16 protein-coding genes are annotated in these 18,183 nt (G+C 60.1%); 5 read left to right on the top strand and 11 right to left on the bottom strand.

What is annotated here, in order from left to right; genetic code table 11:
* Nucleotides 1-123: 123 nt before the first annotated feature.
* From ACYYKW_RS04340 to ACYYKW_RS04305, 8 genes are all read right to left on the bottom strand, one after another.
* Nucleotides 124-1,515: a M16 family metallopeptidase gene (locus ACYYKW_RS04340; RefSeq protein WP_464989497.1), complete on the bottom strand. Its 1,392-nt coding sequence runs from the start codon at nt 1,513-1,515 to the stop codon at nt 124-126.
* 168 nt (nt 1,516-1,683) lie between these two features.
* Nucleotides 1,684-3,342, bottom strand: coding sequence for a Na/Pi cotransporter family protein (locus ACYYKW_RS04335; RefSeq protein WP_464989496.1), 1,659 nt, complete (start codon nt 3,340-3,342; stop codon nt 1,684-1,686).
* Nucleotides 3,343-3,642: 300 nt separating this feature from the next.
* Nucleotides 3,643-4,281, bottom strand: coding sequence for a hypothetical protein (locus tag ACYYKW_RS04330; protein WP_239007536.1), 639 nt, complete (start codon nt 4,279-4,281; stop codon nt 3,643-3,645).
* Nucleotides 4,278-5,435 carry a DUF2515 family protein gene (locus ACYYKW_RS04325; RefSeq protein ID WP_464989495.1) on the bottom strand — a complete coding sequence of 386 codons (1,158 nt, stop codon included), beginning with the start codon at nt 5,433-5,435 and terminating at the stop codon, nt 4,278-4,280. Before ACYYKW_RS04325 ends, ACYYKW_RS04330 begins: the two co-directional genes overlap by 4 nt.
* A 17-nt stretch (nt 5,436-5,452) precedes the next feature.
* Nucleotides 5,453-5,950 (bottom strand): PAAR domain-containing protein, encoded by a 498-nt coding sequence (locus ACYYKW_RS04320; RefSeq protein ID WP_093096372.1) that lies wholly within the window; start codon nt 5,948-5,950, stop codon nt 5,453-5,455.
* Nucleotides 5,951-6,212: 262 nt separating this feature from the next.
* On the bottom strand, nt 6,213-6,962 hold the full coding sequence (locus tag ACYYKW_RS04315; RefSeq protein WP_090287902.1) for a TerC family protein: 750 nt from the start codon (nt 6,960-6,962) through the stop codon (nt 6,213-6,215).
* A gap of 85 nt (nt 6,963-7,047) precedes the next feature.
* On the bottom strand, nt 7,048-8,355 hold the full coding sequence (locus ACYYKW_RS04310) for a CitMHS family transporter (protein ID WP_093096375.1): 1,308 nt from the start codon (nt 8,353-8,355) through the stop codon (nt 7,048-7,050).
* A 397-nt stretch (nt 8,356-8,752) separates the two neighbouring features.
* Nucleotides 8,753-9,079, bottom strand: coding sequence for a DOPA 4,5-dioxygenase family protein (locus tag ACYYKW_RS04305; RefSeq protein WP_464989494.1), 327 nt, complete (start codon nt 9,077-9,079; stop codon nt 8,753-8,755).
* Between the two features lie 80 nt (nt 9,080-9,159).
* On the opposite strand from ACYYKW_RS04305, the gene ACYYKW_RS04300 reads away from it, so the two are divergent.
* Nucleotides 9,160-9,822 carry an NAD(P)-dependent oxidoreductase gene (locus ACYYKW_RS04300; RefSeq protein ID WP_093096382.1) on the top strand — a complete coding sequence of 221 codons (663 nt, stop codon included), beginning with the start codon at nt 9,160-9,162 and terminating at the stop codon, nt 9,820-9,822.
* Between the two features lie 4 nt (nt 9,823-9,826).
* Here the strand turns inward: ACYYKW_RS04300 and ACYYKW_RS04295 are convergent, their stop codons facing one another.
* Complete coding sequence (locus ACYYKW_RS04295) at nt 9,827-10,777, bottom strand: choline sulfate utilization transcriptional regulator (RefSeq protein WP_090287895.1); 951 nt, start codon at nt 10,775-10,777, stop codon at nt 9,827-9,829.
* 114 nt (nt 10,778-10,891) lie between these two features.
* Here ACYYKW_RS04295 and betC point away from each other — a divergent pair, with 114 nt between their 5' ends.
* From betC to ACYYKW_RS04280, 3 genes are all read left to right on the top strand, one after another.
* Nucleotides 10,892-12,406 (top strand): choline-sulfatase, encoded by a 1,515-nt coding sequence (gene betC / locus ACYYKW_RS04290; RefSeq protein ID WP_464989493.1) that lies wholly within the window; start codon nt 10,892-10,894, stop codon nt 12,404-12,406.
* Between the two features lie 15 nt (nt 12,407-12,421).
* The gene (gene choX / locus ACYYKW_RS04285) at nt 12,422-13,342 is read left to right on the top strand and encodes a choline ABC transporter substrate-binding protein (protein ID WP_090287891.1); all 921 of its coding nucleotides are present in this window, start codon (nt 12,422-12,424) and stop codon (nt 13,340-13,342) included.
* 268 nt (nt 13,343-13,610) lie between these two features.
* Nucleotides 13,611-15,179, top strand: a complete 1,569-nt coding sequence (locus ACYYKW_RS04280) for a SulP family inorganic anion transporter (protein ID WP_464989492.1) — start codon at nt 13,611-13,613, stop codon at nt 15,177-15,179.
* 115 nt (nt 15,180-15,294) lie between these two features.
* Here ACYYKW_RS04280 and aroE read toward each other — a convergent pair whose 3' ends face one another.
* Both aroE and hemF read right to left on the bottom strand, forming a co-directional pair.
* On the bottom strand, nt 15,295-16,116 hold the full coding sequence (gene aroE, locus ACYYKW_RS04275) for a shikimate dehydrogenase (RefSeq protein ID WP_464989491.1): 822 nt from the start codon (nt 16,114-16,116) through the stop codon (nt 15,295-15,297).
* Between the two features lie 9 nt (nt 16,117-16,125).
* The gene (gene hemF / locus ACYYKW_RS04270) at nt 16,126-17,040 is read right to left on the bottom strand and encodes an oxygen-dependent coproporphyrinogen oxidase (protein WP_090287884.1); all 915 of its coding nucleotides are present in this window, start codon (nt 17,038-17,040) and stop codon (nt 16,126-16,128) included.
* A gap of 153 nt (nt 17,041-17,193) precedes the next feature.
* Here hemF and ACYYKW_RS04265 point away from each other — a divergent pair, with 153 nt between their 5' ends.
* Nucleotides 17,194-18,171: an NADPH:quinone reductase gene (locus ACYYKW_RS04265; RefSeq protein ID WP_093096410.1), complete on the top strand. Its 978-nt coding sequence runs from the start codon at nt 17,194-17,196 to the stop codon at nt 18,169-18,171.
* Nucleotides 18,172-18,183: the final 12 nt, after the last annotated feature.

The raw sequence follows: 18,183 nt of genomic DNA, 5'->3' as shown, positions 1-18,183 counted from the left end.
TGGGCTCACTAAAACCGACACATCCCCCTGTAGGAGTGAGCCTGCTCGCGATAGCCATATCAGCCAACATCAATGTTGAATGTAATTCCGCTATCGCGAGCAGGCTCACTCCTACAGGGGGGATTAGTGTTCGGCGGTTTTTCGGCGGTTACTCACACGCCAGCCAATCACGATCAGCAGCAACACACCCAACCCACCGGCACTTATCCACAGCACCTGATCGTCACCGATCAACGGTTTCTCGATGCGCAAATAGCCCGGCTGCAACAACAACTCGCGCATGGCCTTGTTCGCCGCTTCCAGCGTCACGCCTTGCAGTTCGCGGGCAGGATTGGCGAAGCGGCCGTCCTGGTAATCGGCCAGGGCGCTCCAGTAATAGTCGGCCAACGCGCTGTTGCCCTGCACGGCCCAGGCCTGATGGGCGATGGAGGCCTGTTTGATGCGGGCGAAGGTCTTAGGGTCGAGGCCGTTCTTCAGCAGATCGGCCTTGAGGTCTTCGAGCACCTGAATTGCTTCGTCGACGTCGTCGCGATCCAGATCGGCGTTGAGACTCATGAAACCGACGCCGCCGAACACTTCGCGCTCGGCCCACGGCCCGTAGGACAAACCGTGATTGAGGCGGATCTGCCGGTACAGCGCCCAGTCGAGGTAATCCTTGAGGATGTCGAAGGTCTGGTCGTACTGATCGTCGAGCACCGGCTCCGGCACCAGCCAGTGCAGCTTGGCGTTGTCGCCGATAAAACCGCGGGTGAGGGTGCGCTCATGGGCGGCGCTGGCGCGAATGTCCGGCAGTGGCCGATGCTCGCTCGGGTCGACCGCTTCGAGCGCGCCCCAGGTGCGCTCGAGATAGGCCGGCAACAGCTTGTCGAGTTCGCCGACGACGATCAGTGTCATGTTGTTTGGCGCATACCAGGCTTTGCGGACCTGCTCCAGTTGCGCCTGGGTCAGGTGCTCGACCTCGGCGCGTTGCGGGCATTTCAGACCCAGCTCGACAGCCAGTTGATTGCTGGCGGAGTGCCCCAGATCCTGGCGATCGAGAAACCGCCGCAGTTTGGTGTAATGGCCACCGTCCTCGCGTTCAACCACGCGCTTGGCGGCGTTGATCGCGTTGTCGTCGATGCGCGTCTGGGTCAGCAGATCGAGCAACAGGTCGAGTACCTTGCGCTGGTTTTTCGCCGGCGCTTCGATGACGAACGTGGTGTCGGCATTGCTGGTGAACGCATTCCAGTCACCGCCCAGCGCCTGCATGCGTTCTTCCAGTCCGCCTTCGCCGGTGGCGTCGATGCCGCTGAACAGCAGATGCTCAAGCAAGTGCGGCAGCTCTTTTTCGTCACAATCGAAATCATCGAGACCGACGCCGACCACCAGCCGGATCGCCACATGACCACGCTCGGAGCCGGGTTTGAGCAGCAACTGCAAACCGTTGGGCAGCGCATAGCCTTCGACCTGAAACCGATCCAGGGCAAGGGCGGGCAGGGAACCGAGCAACAGACAGACGAACAACAGGCAACGCATAACAGGCTTCCATACGGCTGATGTGGAGATCCGTGTCGTCAGACAGACCGCTATCGCCAGCAGGCTGGCTCCCACATTTGAATTGCATTTACCTGTGGGAGCCAGCCTGCTGGCGATAGCGGTGCGAAGGCTGAACCACTGTAACTGACTGACCCCAGCCCCAGTCGTTCAAGGCGAATGCGTAATGTCAGTCATATCGTCCACCGCCAAAGCCCCGGTATCCGCCGTTTCCAGCACCACATAGGCGCTCCCGCAAAACAGCGAGTTCAAGCGCTTCATGTCGGCGATCAGCTCAAGGTGCAGCGAACTGGTTTCGATACTCTGCACGATCTTGCGTTGCAAACGGCTGACATGCGCATGAGCCAGACGCCGCTCCTGTGCGCGAAAGCGGCGTTTCTCGCGCAACAACTGGCGGGCGCTTTCGCGATCGCCGCTGAGAAACACCGATAGCCCCAGGCGCAGGTTGGCGATCAATTGCTGGTGCAACCCGGCCAGATCCTCCAGGCCTTCTTCGGAGAACGAGCGGCGCTGCGAGGTTTTCTGCTGCTGGATCTTGCGCAGCATGCGTTCGATCAGGTCGGCAGCAAGCTTGAGGTTGATCGCCAGTTCGATGATCTCGGCCCAACGTCGACTGTCGCGCTCGCCAAGGTCCTCGCGGGGCATTTGCGCCAGATACAACTTGATGGCGCTGTACAGCGACTCGATGTCATCGGCGAACCGGCGCATTTCCTGGGTCACCGCCGTTTGCTTGCCGCGCAACACATCGAGGGTAGCATCAAGCATGTTGTCGAGCAGGTCGCCGATGCGCAGGGTTTCTCGCGCGGCATTGGCCAGCGCCAGGCTCGGCGTGACCAGCGCCGTCGGGTCGAGGTGTCGCGGTTTGGCGGTGCCGTTGACTTCCGGCCGCTCCGGCAGCAGCCAGGCACACAGCCGCGCCATCGGCCCGACGCTCGGCAACAGAATCAGGCAGCGCGCGGTGTTGTAGAGCAGGTGGAAGCCGATGACCATTTCCTGCGGGCTGAAATCGAGGCTGTCGATCCAATGCACCAGCGGATCGAGTACCGGAATGATCAGCAGCAGGCCGATCAGTTTGTACAACAGGCTGCCCAGCGCCACTTGTCGGCCAGCAGCGTTCTGCATGCTGGTGCTCATGAACGCGAGGATGCCGCTGCCGATGTTGGCGCCGATCACCAGACCGATCGCCACCGGCAGGCTGATCACACTGGCCCCGGCGAGGGTGGCGGTAAGCAGCACGGCGGCGAGGCTGGAGTAGGAAATCATCGCAAACAATGCGCCGACCAAGGCGTCGAGCAAAATGTCGCCGGTCAGCGAAGCGAAAATTACCTTTACCCCTTGGGCCTGTGTGATCGGTGCCGCCGCTTCGACAATCAGTTGCAGCGCGAGAATGATCAGCCCCAGACCGATCGACACCCGGCCCATCTGCCCGAGCCGCGTCTGTTTGCGCGACAGGAAGAAAATCACCCCGAGGAAAATCAGCAACGGCGACAGCCACGACAGGTCAAACGTCAGCACCCGCGCCATCAACGCCGTACCGACATCGGCCCCCAGCATGGTCGCCAGCGCCGGCGTCAGCGCCATCAGGCCCTGACCGACAAACGAAGTCACCAGCATCGCCGTGGCGTTGCTGCTCTGCACCATCGCCGTGACCAGAATACCGGCGACGAACGCCAGCCATTTCTTCGACATGTTCTGGCCGATCACATGCCGCAGGTTGGTTCCGTACACCCGCAGAATGCCGGTTCGGACGATGTGCGTGCCCCAGATCAGCAGGGCCACGGCAGAAAGAAGATTGAGCAGGGTGAGCATGCAGACCCCCTCTGATAGCAGCGCCCCAGAGGGGCAAGTGGACGGCACCGCGCGGTTTCTACGTTCTTGATACTTAAGCTGTAGTTGGCGAACGGTCTCGGCGCCAGCATTGCACAGCTAAAGCGTGGATTGAAACAAAAGTGTCATGAGAAACGGGTTTGTCGGTACCTTCTGAATCCAGCACAAACAAATGTAGGAGTGAGCCTGCTCGCGATAGGGCCATCAGCTTCAACATCATCGTTGACTGACAGACCGCTATCGCGAGCAGGCTCACTCCTACAGGATTGTGGTTTTGCAGGATCAATCGCTGAAGTGGTCCCTGCTCAGGCCAACGTCGATTAAATACCTGGCCGTCTTCACATTCCGCTCATCACATCGCGCATAGCACTTGATGTGCATCAGCAGGCTGTATTTGTGTGGAACCAGAAGAATGACCCCATCCGCCTGATCAAAAAGCTTCGCTTGTAGCTGTCGCCTTTCATCATCACTCTGCACTTTGATCCAATCATTTCCCTCAACGGGTTCAGGAGTCCAGTTGGCGTTCCTGAACATCGTTTGCAGCTCGGCCAAGAGCGCAATTGTCTTATCAAAGGGAAGCGATTCAACCATTGGCGACGTCGTTATGCCGTCTACTTTTCCCTTGGTATAGCCCACCGCGCCGTAAATTGTTTTGGGCAAGGTAAAGCCATGCTCGGGATCATCAAAAGTAATCACGACCGGGCTGCTTATCCAAGTCGAGTCGACCTTGGGAGGGTCACTTGGATATATGGCTGTTTTTCGTTCAACAGGGAAACTGGAGTCTTTGACGACTTCGGCGTATGGCTTCCCAATATGAGCATAGATCCTGTCGACACCGGACATGGAGTAGGCGACAACAACCGCCATAACGAGCGCTATCCCAGTCCCGGCAAATGCCAGTCGACGCGAAATAATCGTCACTTTATTCCGCCCCCGTTAGCAATATCCGTAATTGACTGTTTCAGTTGAGCACGAGTCGCTGGGTTCTTGAGCAAAGCATCAAATTGGCCAGCAGCTCGTAACACGAACTCCATTCGCTGATCCCTGTCCGCGAGATTAGCGATAGGATTCTTGGAAAATGAAACTTGTCTGTTATCGGGAGCCTTGCACTGACTAGCAAGCGTTAGTTGAATTTCCTCTGCTGCACCAGAGAACATGCCAGTCACCACGGATACGTAGTTGCCCGCATGAGTACCGCGCATCAGTGTCGCAAATTGCGTGTCCTCATACATTGCGGGCTGCAAGATATTCAACTGTTCGTGTCGTGCCATCTGTTGAACGCTTTCGGCAATTTCACCGGCATCAATCGCTTCAAAGGTTCGGTAAATCTCACCCGCATCAATCCCAAACTGCACCTTATTCGCTATCGGCCACATTACATCCTTCTCAATGCCACGCCGGCTTCTCAAACACTTCTCCATTTCCTTGTACCCCCGCACCATAAAAAACCGGTGCAACGGATAAACGTCCAGAAACAGCGACGTATTACCCAGCGCCAACATCTCGTACACATAGTCCAGCTGCTGCTGAACCACTGAACGTGGGTTATCGCCGAAGGTGATGTCTTCGGTCGGCATCGGATTGGCCGCCCGAGCCTTTTCCAGCTCCTGTTCCGCCTCGGGATTGGTCCTGCTGAACTTGAACCCAAAGCCTTCGAACAGGGTTTCCGATGGCGCGGTTCGGACCTTCTCCTGCGCAGCTTTCTGCGCAGCAATGGCGGTTTGCAGTTTGGTGGCGTGAATCAATCCACACCCCACCTGCTTCGAAGCAAACGCCGCCAACCCTGCCCACTGAAAGCGGTTATCCGCCAGCCACAACTGCGCATACGCGGCGTTGATCTTGCGGTTGCGTGCCTGCGGGTCGGCGATGAGGACGCCGCCGGGGGCGACCCATTCTTCGGCTTCTTTCTGGAAGCGCCGCCACAGGCAATTGCAGGTCAGCAGCGGGACTTCGACGCGGGTTTTCGGGTTGGGGCCGGTGATGCTGGTCTCGCGTTTGCAGGTGGGCAGCTCGCAGGTGCTGTCCCAGAGTTTTTTCATGTCCAGGTCGTCTGGCGCGATGCATTGTGCGGTCATCGTTTCGTCCTTGAAGGTCAGGCGATCCAGCGTACAACGGCGAGATCGGGCTGCAGGGTCGCGACGCTCTGGGTCATGCCCTGCGCATTGGTCAGGCCTTTGACGATGCGGCCTTCGGCGGTTTCGATTTCGTAGCCTTGTTCGGCGATGGGTTCGCCGTTACCAGCGCTGACGGCTTTGAATTCGACCAGGGGCTGACCGATGATCGGCAACGGCGGCACGAACGGCGCAGGGGTGTGCGAGCTGCCGATGATCACGTTACCGGAGCCACCCACCACGACGCCGCCATGGCTGGCGGTGCTGTCGAGGGTCATGGCGTTCTTGCCGTTGATGAACACTGTCGACGAAAAGGCGCCGCTGAGCGCTTGTCCGCAGGTGCACTTGTCGCCGAGGCGGGCAGCGGCGAGGCCGTTGAAAAAGACGTCGCCCGAACCGCTGGCAATCGGGTTGGTGCCGTGACCGGGAATCGGGCAAGTGGTCGGGTCCGTGACGCGCGCGGCGGGTTTTCCAGACATGAACGTTCCTTGTATGTCGTAGAGGCGAGCGGGGGAAGCTAACGGCCAGAGCCTTGAGCGTCAACCGTTGTGCCCGGTAGCAACGGCGTTCCTGGCTGCACAGGACAAACGTGGGAGCACCACAATCGAATGGCTGAACCCAGAAACAAATGTAGGAGTGAGCCTGCTCGCGATAGGGTCGTCAGCCTCAACATCGTTGTTGACTGACGGACCGCCATCGCGAGCAGGCTCACTCCTACAAGGCGTGAAGCTATGCAGTGTTCTAGCGCAGTTTCACCGGGTCCTGCTGCTTCTTCTTGCGGGCGATCGCGCCGCGCATCTTGATGTTGATCGCTTCGACCGCCAGCGAGAACGCCATGGCGAAGTAGACGTAGCCTTTCGGTACATGCACGTCGAACGACTCAGCGATCAGCACGGTACCGACCACCAGCAGGAACGACAGCGCGAGCATTTTCAGCGACGGGTGCTTGTCGATGAATTCGCTGATCTTGCCCGAGGCCAGCATCATCACCAGCACCGCCACGATGATCGCCGCGACCATGACCGGTACATGGGAAACCATGCCGACGGCGGTGATCACCGAATCCAGCGAGAAGACGATGTCGATGATCGCGATCTGGATGATGGTGTAGAGGAAATTGCCGCCCTTGCCCGAAGGCGCGTCGTCGCTGTCTTCTTCGCCTTCCAGCGCGTGGTACATCTCCTGGGAGCTTTTCCACAACAGGAACAGGCCACCGAAGAACAGGATCAGGTCGCGGCCGGAAATGCCCTGGCCGAATACTTCGAACAGATCGGCGGTGAGGCGCATGACCCAGGTGATCGACAGCAGCAACAGGATCCGCGTGATCATCGCCAGAGCCAGACCGAAGATTCGGGTACGCTGCTGCATGTGCTTGGGCATGCGGCTGACCAGAATCGAGATCATGATGATGTTATCGATGCCGAGGACGATTTCCAGGGCGGTCAGGGTGAAGAAGGCAACCCAGATTTCGGGGTTGGTCAGCCATTCCATGTGTATTCCTTTGAGCAATTGTTAAACCGAAAAAGGTCCGGGCTTCAAACCGCGAAGCCAGGACCCGAATCGGTGAGTCTTGGGCTTATAGAGTGCTGAACACCGGGAAAGTCCCCAACAGCAGCGCAGCAATCAGAATGCAGATACACACCAGGATCGCCCATTTCAAGGTGAAACGCTGGTGATCACCGAAATCGATACCAGCCAGCGCCACCAACAGATAGGTCGACGGTACCAACGGGCTCAGCAAGTGGACGGGCTGGCCGACGATCGAGGCACGGGCCATTTCCACTGCAGTGATTCCATAGTGACTGGCCGCGTCGGCCAACACCGGCAACACGCCATAGTAGAACGCGTCGTTGGACATGAAGAAGGTGAACGGCATGCTCACCAGCGCCGTGATCACCGCCAGGTAAGGGCCGAGGAACTCCGGAATCACCGCCAACAGGCTCTTCGACATCGCATCGACCATGCCAGTGCCGGACAGGATACCGGTGAAGATACCGGCCGCAAAGATCAGCCCGACCACTGCCAGCACGCTGCCTGAATGCGCGGCGACGCGATCCTTCTGCATCTGCAGGCACGGGTAGTTGACGATCATCGCGATACTGAACGCCACCATGAACAGCACCGGCAACGGCAGCAGGCCGCCGATCAGCGTGCACATCAGGCCGAAAGTCAGCGCGGCGTTGAACCAGATCAGTTTCGGCCGGCGCGCATCGGGGAATTGCGAGACGCTGATTTCGCTGTGATCGATCTCGTCGCCAACCAGATGCAGCTCACCAAGGCGCGCACGCTCACGCTTGCCGTAAAAATAGGCAATCAGCAGGATCGCCACTACACCGGCAGCCATCGCCGGAATCATCGGCACGAAAATATCCGACGGATCGACATGCAGCGCACTCGCGGCGCGGGCAGTCGGGCCGCCCCATGGGGTCATGTTCATCACGCCACCGGCGAGAATGATCAGACCGGCCATGATCCGCGGGCTCATGCCGATGCGGCTGTACAGCGGCAGCATGGCGGCCACGCAGATCATATAAGTGGTCGCGCCGTCACCATCGAGGGAAACGACGAGCGCCAGTACGGCGGTGCCGACCGAAACTTTCAGCGGGTCGCCCTTGACCAGTTTGAGGATCTTGCGCACGGCCGGGTCGAACAGGCCGGAGTCGATCATCAGGGCGAAATACAGAATGGCAAACATCAGCATCACGCCGGTCGGCGCCAGCTTGGTGATGCCTTCGAGCATCATCGGGCCGATCTTCGGCGCAAAACCGCCGAACAGGGCGAACAGGATCGGGATGATGATCAGCGCGATCAGCGCAGACAGGCGCTTGGTCATGATCAGGAACATGAACGTGATGACCATGGCGAAGCCAAGGAAAGTCAGCATGGGAAATACTCCAGGCGTAGCGCGGCGAGTTGGGTGAGCGGATCAGGCGCGATCAGCGCAGAACGGCAAACGCGAAACGTACGGGCGGAGTGACAGCGAAGAGGCGGGTTGCAGAGGACATCAGAATCACCAATTGTTGTTGTTAAATGGGCCGGGGCGAGCGGGTCATCGCAGGCGTTGGCCAACCGGTCTGTTGCCGGGAGTGGGGCGATCCTAATCGGGGAAGCTTTCAGCTACCTTTCGCTGGGCAAAGCTATGAATGAACGGTCATTCGCCCGCTGAAGTGGACTCTGAGCCAATAAACACGGGGGAAGGGCATTTGAAGCGCCGTCCCTCGCACAGCAGCGACTGCCACTGCCGACACATCCGCTGATGTTTTAGCTGCAATCGGTGCTGTTCAAAAAACCGACAAATCCAACGCCCGCATCGCGCCCATCCAGATCGCATGGTCGCTGTGGTCGAGCAAATCATTGCCGGTATCGGGGTGCAGAAACACCACCAGGCCGTGGCGGTTGAGCGCCAGCCACGGCAGGACATCGCCGAGCAATTCCGGGCCGAAGGCCAACTGGCAGCTCCAGTCCGGGTGCGGGCCCACCGGGCGCTCGTGGACGCGGCCCATTTTCAAGGCAAACGTCTGCGCGGCTTCTTCGCACAAGGCGCGCGCCTGGTCGATGGTATCGGCGTCGAAATAGACGTGGGCGTGATAACCCTTGATCGCGTGCATCGCAAATCCTCTGATCGGTTCGAACCCTCGGCGTTTTCCACCGTCACAGGCCATATGGGCCCAGAACAAGGAAAACAGCCATGAAGAATGCCGAAACCCCGGCGGTAAAAGTGGTGCTCTATGGTGCCATGAGTAGCCTGGGCAGCGCGCTGATGGCTGAACTGCTGCGGCGCCAGCACGAAGTCATTGCCATTCTCGACGATCTCACCGCACTGGCGCCACGTCCGGGTTTGCGCACCAAAACCGGTGATCTGTTCGACCCGGAGCGGGTCAACCAGAGCGTGGCCGGCAGCACCGCAGTCATCTGTCTACTGGATGCGCCGGGGTTGCCGTTCAGCAGCGATCACGTCGAGCGCTCGGTGGTACTCGGCCCGGTCGAGCAAGTGCTGGCGGTGGATGCGCTGATCGATGGCTTGCAACTGGCCAGTGTTGAGCGGTTGTTTCTGGTGGGTGACTTTGCCGTGCTCGACGAGGCAGACGTCGACGATCGCCTGCAACGCCACGCTGCGGAAGAAATTCGCGAGGCGCTGCAAAGCAGTTCGCTGCATTGGACACTGGTCAACGCGCCCCACGGGGTAGCGGGGCTGACCATTGAGCATTTCAGTCAGGTTGGCGGCAATCTCGAGCCGGGCCTGGCCGAGCCGCTGGAGCGCTTGAATCGCGTGGCGGTGGGGATTGCCGACGAGTTAAGGCTGAATCTGCATATCCGCGAGCATGTGAATTTTGTCGCCGCGTCGGACTAGCGCTTCAGATGGCAATCGAAGGCAGTGCCAGTCCGTTGAACGACGCAGCGCTGCTGGCCTGCTCAGCCATCAGCCAATCGACAAATAACTGAATCAACGCACCTCGGCGTTTGCGTGGCGGCAGCACCACGTAATAACCAAGGCGTGACAGGGTGGTTTCGGCGAGCGGGCGACACAGCAAACCTTGCGTCAGCAAGTTATCCACAAGGTGGCGCCAGCCGATCGCCACGCCTTGGCCACCGATCGCTGCCTGAATCAGCAGCGTGTAATTGTCGAAACGCAATTGTCCCGGCGCCGGCGCGGTGGCCAGGCCCAGCTCGCGAAACAGGCCACTCCAGTCAAACCAGTTGCTGCTGTTCTCGCCACGCAAGTGCAGCAGCGGAAACTCCAGCAATGCCGGCGCGGGCAACGGTAGCGGGCGCCCCTTGAGCAACAGCGGGCTGCACACCGGAAACACTTCTTCGCTGAACAGCCAATGGCTTTCGCCCTGCTTGAAACGCCCGTCACCAAACAGAACCGCCACGTCAATGTCGGTGCGCAGCATGTTGTGGTTGCGCTCGCTGGTCACCAGGCTGACATCGATCTGCGGGTTGGCTTCGTGGAAACGATGCAGGCGTGGCATCAGCCAATACGCGGCGAAGGCGAAGTCCGTGGCGACTTGCAGCACCTCGTGTTGCTGCTGCGTGCTGATCGCGCTCAACCCGGCATCGATGTTTTGCAAGCCAAGGCTGACCTGCTCGAACAGGATCACGCCGACCTCCGTCAGCTCGATGCCGCGATAGATGCGATCAAACAAGCGTGTGCCGAGCTGTTCCTCCAACCTTTTGATCTGCTGACTGATTGCCGGTTGCGTGGTGCCGAGCTCGACCGCCGCGGCGGTGAAACTGCGATGTCGAGCAGCCGCCTCGAAGGCGCGCAACAGGTCAAGCGACAAGTCCCCGAGAGCTTCATACATAAGCTGTGCTTATCCTAGTCATTGTCTGGCGCAGGCTTTACCGAACAGAGCATGGACTCCATGCTCGATTGCAGCAATGTCGCATAAATATTCACTATGGAATGCCGCGATCACATGAAGCGCAAGAACATTCTTTTCATCATGGCCGATCAAATGGCCGCGCCAATATTGCCGTTCTACGGCCCGTCGCCGATCAAACTGCCGAATCTGTCGCGCCTCGCCGAACAAGGCGTGGTGTTCGATGCCGCTTACTGCAACAGTCCATTGTGTGCACCGTCGCGCTTCACCTTGGTCAGCGGCCAGTTGCCGAGCAAGATCGGCGCTTACGACAACGCTGCTGATTTCCCCGCTGACATCCCGACCTACGCCCACTACCTGCGCCGCCTCGGCTATCGCACCGCTCTGTCGGGCAAGATGCATTTCTGCGGCCCGGATCAATTGCACGGCTATGAAGAACGCCTGACCAGCGATATTTACCCGGCCGATTACGGTTGGGCCGTGAACTGGGACGAGCCGGATGTACGGCCGACCTGGTATCACAATATGTCGTCGGTCCTGCAGGCCGGGCCCTGCGTGCGCACCAACCAGCTCGATTTCGATGAGGAAGTGGTGTTCAAGGCTCAGCAATATCTGTTCGATCACATTCGCGAGGACGGCGAACAGCCGTTCTGCCTGACCGTTTCGATGACCCACCCCCACGACCCGTACACCATTCCCAAGGCTTACTGGGATTTGTACGACGATGCCGATATCCCGCTGCCAGCGACGCCGGACCAGCACGAACTCGATCCACATTCGCAACGCCTGCTTAAGGTTTACGACCTTTGGGACAAACCCTTGCCTGTGGACAAGATTCGCGACGCGCGCCGCGCGTACTTCGGTGCGTGCAGCTATATCGACGCCAACGTCGGCAAACTGCTGCAAACCCTCGAAGATACCGGTTTGCTGGATGACACCATCGTGGTGTTCTCCGGCGACCATGGCGACATGCTTGGCGAGAAAGGCCTCTGGTACAAAATGCACTGGTACGAGATGGCTGCCCGTGTGCCGCTGCTGATCAGCGCACCGGGGTTGTTCGATCCCGGCCGGGTCAGCGCCGCGGTGTCGACCGCCGACCTGCTGCCGACGTTTGTCGAACTGGCCGGCGGCACACTCGAACCGGGCCTGCCGCTGGATGGCCGCTCGCTGGTTTCACACCTGCAAGGGCAGGGCGGTCACGATGAAGTGTTCGGCGAATACATGGCCGAAGGCACCGTCAGCCCGTTGATGATGATCCGTCGCGGCGCCTACAAATTCATCTACAGCGAAAGCGACCCTTGCCTACTCTTCGACGTAGACAACGATCCGCGCGAACTGGAAGAACTCAGCCAGTCGCCGGCACATCGCCAACTGTTCGAAGACTTTCTCGCCGAAGCGCGGGCCAAATGGGACATTTCGACAATCCACGGCCAAGTGCTCGCCAGTCAGCGCCGCCGCCGTTTCGTCGCACAAGCCCTGACCCTCGGCAAGCTGAAGAGCTGGGATCACCAGCCGCTGGTGGACGCCAGTCAGCAGTACATGCGCAACCACATCGACCTCGATGATCTGGAACGCAAAGCACGTTATCCACAACCCTGCCAAAACCAATAATGTAAGGGGAAGTCCATGGGCAAGTTATCCACAGTTGTGACGGTTGGCCTGATCGCATTGAGCAGCGCCTCGGCGTTTGCCGAGCAAAGCTGCGACACGGTGAAAATGGCCGATCCGGGCTGGAGCGACATCGCGGCGACCAACGCTATCACCGGGTTTCTGCTCGACGGCATGGGTTACAAGGCCAAGGTCGACACCCTCGCCGTGCCAATCACCTTCGGCGGTCTGAAGGACGGCCAGGTCGATGTGTTCATGGGCAACTGGATGCCGGCTCAGCAGGGCTTCTACGACAAATTCGTCGCCACCGGTGATGTCACGCAACTGGCGAAGAACCTCGAAGGCACCGAGTTCACCCTCGCCGTGCCGGATTACGTGTGGGATGCCGGTGTGCATGATTTTGCCGACCTGAACAAACACGCCGACAAGTTCGACCGCAAGATCTACGGCATCGGCTCCGGTGCGCCGGCAAATATTTCGCTGCAGGAAATCATCAAGAAAAATGACTTCGACATGGGCCAGTGGAAGCTGATCGAGTCCAGCGAACAGGCGATGCTCGCAGAAGTCTCGCGCGCGGTGAAGAAGCAGAAGTTCGTCACCTTCCTCGGCTGGACCCCACACCCGATGAACGTGCAACTGAAAATGCATTACCTGAAGGGCGGCGAAAAGTACTTTGGAAGCACCGGCAGTGTTTACACGCTGACGCGCAAAGGTTACGCCGAAGCCTGCCCGAATGTGGGCAAGTTGCTGACCAACCTGGCGTTCACTCAAGACATGGAAAACAGCATCATGGCCGAGGTGGTGAACAAGAAGATCAGCAATGCCGAGGCGGCGAAGGCGTGGATCAAGGCCAACCCGGCGGTGCTGGACAAATGGCTGGACGGGGTGAAAACCGCAGATGGCAAGGATGCGTTGGCGGCGGTGAAGGCGAAGCTTTGATCGAGGGGTTGCTGGATCAGTGATCAGCTCGAGATCTTTGCCCCCTCATCGGAACGCCGCCCGCCCAGCCCTCTCCCCAGGGGGGCGAGGGGGAAAGGGAGCCTATCGTTGTTTGATTCGAGACATGAGTTCGACGCTGATTCCTCAGGTCGATGTAGCCAGTCCAAACACCTCGGTCAGTCCCCTCTCCCTTTGGGAGAGGGCTAGGGTGAGGGCCTTCTCCCGGACACCCTGATAACCTTGAACAAAACCCCAACCGCGAGGACCCATGGCCTTCCCCAGCCGCCACTCTCTCTTCCCTTTCCTGACCTGGCTGCCACGGCAAACCCGCGCCAGCGTCGGACGGGATCTGATCGTCGGGCTCAGCGGGGCGATTCTGGCGTTACCCCAGTCAATTGCCTACGCACTGATCGCCGGCCTGCCGCCGGAGTACGGTTTGTATGCAGCGATTGTCCCGGTGCTGATTGCCTGTCTGTGGGGTTCGTCCTGGCATCTGATCTGCGGCCCGACTGCAGCGATTTCGATTGTGCTGTTTGCCAGCGTCAGTCCCTTGGCCGTGCCGGCATCGCAGGACTACATTACGCTGATTCTGCTGCTGACCTTGCTCGCCGGAATCTTCCAGTGGCTGCTCGGTCTGTTGCGCTTCGGCGCGCTGGTGAATTTCGTTTCGCATTCAGTCGTGCTGGGTTTCACCCTCGGCGCGGCGGTAGTGATTGCTATCGGCCAGTTGCCGAACCTGCTGGGGCTGGAATTGCCCGCCAATACCACAGCGCTGGCAAGCCTGATGGATCTGCTTGAGCATCTGCGGGCTGTGGATAAACCTTCGCTGCTACTGGGCGTGGCCACGGTGCTGGTCGGCATCGTGCTCAAACGCTGGCTGCCGCGCTGGCCGACGCTGCTGATCACCCTCGTAATGGCCAGTGTGCTGGTCTGGCTGTGGCCGGCGATGTTCGGCCATGTGCATCTGGTCAGCGCCTTCGTCGGGCGTTTGCCGCCGTTCAGTGCCTTGCCACTGGACCTCGATCTGATTTTGCGTCTGCTACCCAGCGCCGTGGCAGTCGGCATGCTTGGCCTGGTCACCAGCCTGTCGATCGCGCGCTCGATTTCCGCGCGGTCGCAACAGTTGCTCGATGCTAACCGGGAAGTCCGTGCACAGGGCTTGTCGAATATCGTCGGCGCGTTTTTTTCTGGCTCGCTGTCCGCCGGCTCGTTTACCCGCTCAGGCCTGAGTTATGAGGCGGGCGCCTGCTCGCCGCTGGCCGGGGTGTTTTCGGCACTGTGGGTGGCATTATTCGCGATCTTTGGCGCCGGGCTGATCGCGCACATTCCGATCCCGGCGATGGCCGGGAGCATTCTGCTGATTGCCTGGGGCCTGATTGACCATCGCGCCATTCGGGCATTGCTGCGGGTCAGCCGCGCCGAATTCGTCGTCATGGCCCTGACCTGCCTCGCCACGTTGCTGCTGGAATTGCAGACCGCCATTTATGCCGGCGTGCTGGCTTCGCTGTTCTTCTACCTCAAGCGCACCTCGCAACCGCGGGTGCAACACTGGCGCGACGGCGAAGACGATGTGCTGCGGGTGGGCGGGTCGATCTTTTTCGGCGCGAGCCATTACCTGCAAGTGCGCCTGCAACGCATGCACGGCGAACGGGTAGTAATCGAAGCGCAGCAGATCAACTTCATCGACTATTCGGGGGTGGAAATGCTGCACCAGGAGGCGCGACGCCTGCTGCGCCAGAACCGCAGCCTGACCTTGCGTGGCGCGCGGCCGCAGGTGGTGGAGGAATTGAGGAAGCTTGAAGGGCCGGAGCAATGCCCGATCCGCTTTGAAGACTGATCAAACAAACACCGCGTCCCCCTGTAGGAGTGAGCCTGCTCGCGATAGCGATTTTTCAGACACCCATGTATTGACTGATACTCCGCTATCGCGAGCAGGCTCACTCCTACAAAGGTCATTGTGCGAGCTGGCGGCGCAGTTCGGCCAGCACCGGCGCCGTGTCCGGGCGCACACCGCGCCACAGGTAAAACGCCTCGGCGGCCTGCTCTGCCAGCATTGCCAGACCATCCATCGACAGCGCGGCGCCATGTTCACTCGCCCAACGGCAGAATGCGGTGGGCTCCTTGCCGTACATCATGTCGTAGCACAGGGTCTTGCCCGGTTCGATGAGGCTCGCGGCAATCGGCGGCACGTCACCGGTGAGGCTGGCCGAGGTGGCGTTGATGATCACGTCGACCGACTCGCGCAACCAGTCGAAACCGCTGGCCGACACCGGGCCCAGATCGCCAAACGATTCGGCCAGCACCTCGGCCTTGTCCACGGTGCGATTGGCAATGATCAGCGACGCCGGCTTCTCCGCCAGCAGCGGCTCCAGCGCACCGCGCACTGCGCCACCGGCACCCAGCAGCAAGATGCGTTTGCCCGCCAGGCTGAAGCCGGCATTCACCGTCAGATCGCGCACCAGCCCGGCACCATCGGTGTTGTCACCGAGCAGCGTGCCATCGGCCAGTTTGCTCAAGGTATTCACCGCACCGGCGCGTTGCGCTCGGGCGGTCAGGCTATCGGCCAGGCGATAGGCGTCTTCCTTGAATGGCACAGTGATGTTGGCGCCGCGGCCTTCTTGAAAAAACGCCATGGCGCAGCCGACAAAGTCATCGAGTGGGGCCAGCAAGGTGCGGTATTCAAGCTGCTCGCCGGTCTGCTGCGCGAACAGCTGGTGAATCATCGGCGACTTGCTGTGGCCGATCGGGTTGCCGAAAACGACGTAACGATCCATCAAAGGTCCTCAGGCTTCGGCGAGCCAGTCGCGGTCTTGCAGGAAGTACTCGGTCAGGCGCGCTTCTTCGCTGCCAGGCTCGGCCTTCCAGTCGTAAGCCCAGCGCACTTGGGGCGGCAGGGACATCAGAATCGATTCGGTACGCCCACCCGATTGCAGACCGAACAGCGTGCCGCGGTCGTACACCAGATTGAACTCGACGTAGCGGCCACGACGGAATTCCTGGAACTCACGCTGCTGGGCGGTGAACGGATCATTCTTGCGGCGCTGCACGATCGGCAGATACGCCTCGATATAGGCGTCGCCGATTGCGCGCATGAAGGCGAAGCTGGTGTCGAAGTCCCATTCGTTCAGGTCATCGAAAAACAGCCCGCCAATGCCGCGCGGCTCATGACGATGCTTGATATGAAAGTAGGTGTCACACCAGGCCTTGTAACGCGGGTACACGTCAGCACCGAACGGCGCACACGCCTGTTCGGCAACGCGATGCCAATGAATGCAATCTGCTTCGTTGCCGTAATACGGGGTCAGGTCAAAACCGCCGCCGAACCACCAGACCGGCTCTTCGCCTTCTTTCTCGGCGATAAAAAACCGCACGTTGGCGTGGGAGGTCGGTACGTGCGGGTTGTGCGGGTGGATCACCAGCGATACGCCGAGGGCTTCAAAACCGCGGCCGGCCAGTTCCGGCCGGTGAGCACTGGCCGAGGGTGGCAAACCGCTGCCAAAGACATGGGAAAAATTGACCCCGCCCTTTTCGACCAGGGCGCCGTTCTCCAGCACCCGGGTACGACCGCCACCGCCGGCGGGCCGGGTCCAGGCGTCTTCGACGAAGCGCGTGCCGCCGTCTTCGGTTTCCAGAGCGGCGCAGATGCGGTCTTGCAGGTCGAGCAGATAGGCCTTTACGGCGTCGGTGCGGGTCGTCATGGCTTCACCTTGAATCGGGCGGCGCCCCCGGCAGGCGGGGCGGCGCAAATGGGCGCGTAGCATACCATCGCAGAACGGCGCGCCGCAGTTGACGAAGATCAAGCATGGGAGTTGGATAGGGGGCTTACAAAAAGCCCCAAGGAGAGCAGGCAGATGGCAAAGCGTATCCAGTTCCGCGCCCACGGCGGTCCCGAAGTGCTCGAATATATAGATTACGAACCCGCCGCACCCGGCCCGAATCAGGTACGGGTGGCGAACAAGGCCATCGGCCTGAACTTCATCGATACCTATTTCCGCAGCGGCCTGTATCCGCCGCCGGCGTTGCCGTCCGGACTGGGCGCTGAAGGTGCGGGCATCGTTGATGCAGTGGGCAGCGACGTCACCCGCTTCAAGGTCGGCGATCGCGTGGCCTACGGCACCGGCCCGCTCGGCGCCTACAGCGAGTTGCACGTGCTGCCCCAGGACAATCTGGTGCACCTGCCAGAGGACATCAGCTTCGAAACGGCTGCCGGCGTCATGCTCAAAGGCTTGACCGTGCAGTATCTGCTGCGCCAGACCTATGAACTCAAGGGTGGCGAAACCATTCTGTTTCACGCTGCGGCCGGTGGCGTCGGCTCGCTGGCCTGCCAGTGGGCCAAAGCGCTTGGCGTGAAGCTGATCGGTACGGTCAGCTCCAAAGAAAAAGCCGAACTGGCCAAAGCCAATGGCGCCTGGGCAACGATCGATTACAGCCACGAGAACGTTGCCCAGCGCGTGCTGGAATTGACCGACGGCAAAAAAGTCCCGGTGGTTTATGACGGTGTCGGCAAGGACACATGGCTAACGTCCCTCGACAGCGCTGCGCCACGGGGCCTGGTGGTCAGTTTCGGTAACGCTTCCGGCGCGGTGGACGGGGTGAACCTGGGCATTCTTTCTGCCAAAGGCTCGCTGTATGTCACCCGGCCGACCCTGGCGACCTACGCCAACAACGCCGAAAACCTGCAGCGCATGGCCGACGAGCTGTTCGAGATGATCAGCAGCGGCAAACTGAAGGTAGACGTCAGCCAGCGTTATCCACTGGCCGAGGCGGCGAAAGCGCAAACCGAACTGTCGGCGCGGCGCACCACCGGCTCCACCGTCCTGCTGCCCTGACAAACCCATCGG

Source organism: Pseudomonas sp. 15C (assembly GCF_055484735.1).
This window is presented reverse-complemented; position numbering and strand designations above follow the sequence as displayed.

Coding starts and splice junctions, on each gene's coding strand:
- ACYYKW_RS04340 (WP_464989497.1), bottom strand. CDS start 1,515: ATGCGTTGCCTGTTGTTCGTCTGTCTGTTGCTCGGTTCCCTGCCCGCC.
- ACYYKW_RS04335 (WP_464989496.1), bottom strand. CDS start 3,342: ATGCTCACCCTGCTCAATCTTCTTTCTGCCGTGGCCCTGCTGATCTGG.
- ACYYKW_RS04325 (WP_464989495.1), bottom strand. CDS start 5,435: ATGACCGCACAATGCATCGCGCCAGACGACCTGGACATGAAAAAACTC.
- ACYYKW_RS04320 (WP_093096372.1), bottom strand. CDS start 5,950: ATGTCTGGAAAACCCGCCGCGCGCGTCACGGACCCGACCACTTGCCCG.
- ACYYKW_RS04315 (WP_090287902.1), bottom strand. CDS start 6,962: ATGGAATGGCTGACCAACCCCGAAATCTGGGTTGCCTTCTTCACCCTG.
- ACYYKW_RS04310 (WP_093096375.1), bottom strand. CDS start 8,355: ATGCTGACTTTCCTTGGCTTCGCCATGGTCATCACGTTCATGTTCCTG.
- ACYYKW_RS04305 (WP_464989494.1), bottom strand. CDS start 9,079: ATGCACGCGATCAAGGGTTATCACGCCCACGTCTATTTCGACGCCGAT.
- ACYYKW_RS04300 (WP_093096382.1), top strand. CDS start 9,160: ATGAAGAATGCCGAAACCCCGGCGGTAAAAGTGGTGCTCTATGGTGCC.
- ACYYKW_RS04295 (WP_090287895.1), bottom strand. CDS start 10,777: ATGTATGAAGCTCTCGGGGACTTGTCGCTTGACCTGTTGCGCGCCTTC.
- betC (WP_464989493.1), top strand. CDS start 10,892: ATGAAGCGCAAGAACATTCTTTTCATCATGGCCGATCAAATGGCCGCG.
- choX (WP_090287891.1), top strand. CDS start 12,422: ATGGGCAAGTTATCCACAGTTGTGACGGTTGGCCTGATCGCATTGAGC.
- ACYYKW_RS04280 (WP_464989492.1), top strand. CDS start 13,611: ATGGCCTTCCCCAGCCGCCACTCTCTCTTCCCTTTCCTGACCTGGCTG.
- aroE (WP_464989491.1), bottom strand. CDS start 16,116: ATGGATCGTTACGTCGTTTTCGGCAACCCGATCGGCCACAGCAAGTCG.
- hemF (WP_090287884.1), bottom strand. CDS start 17,040: ATGACGACCCGCACCGACGCCGTAAAGGCCTATCTGCTCGACCTGCAA.
- ACYYKW_RS04265 (WP_093096410.1), top strand. CDS start 17,194: ATGGCAAAGCGTATCCAGTTCCGCGCCCACGGCGGTCCCGAAGTGCTC.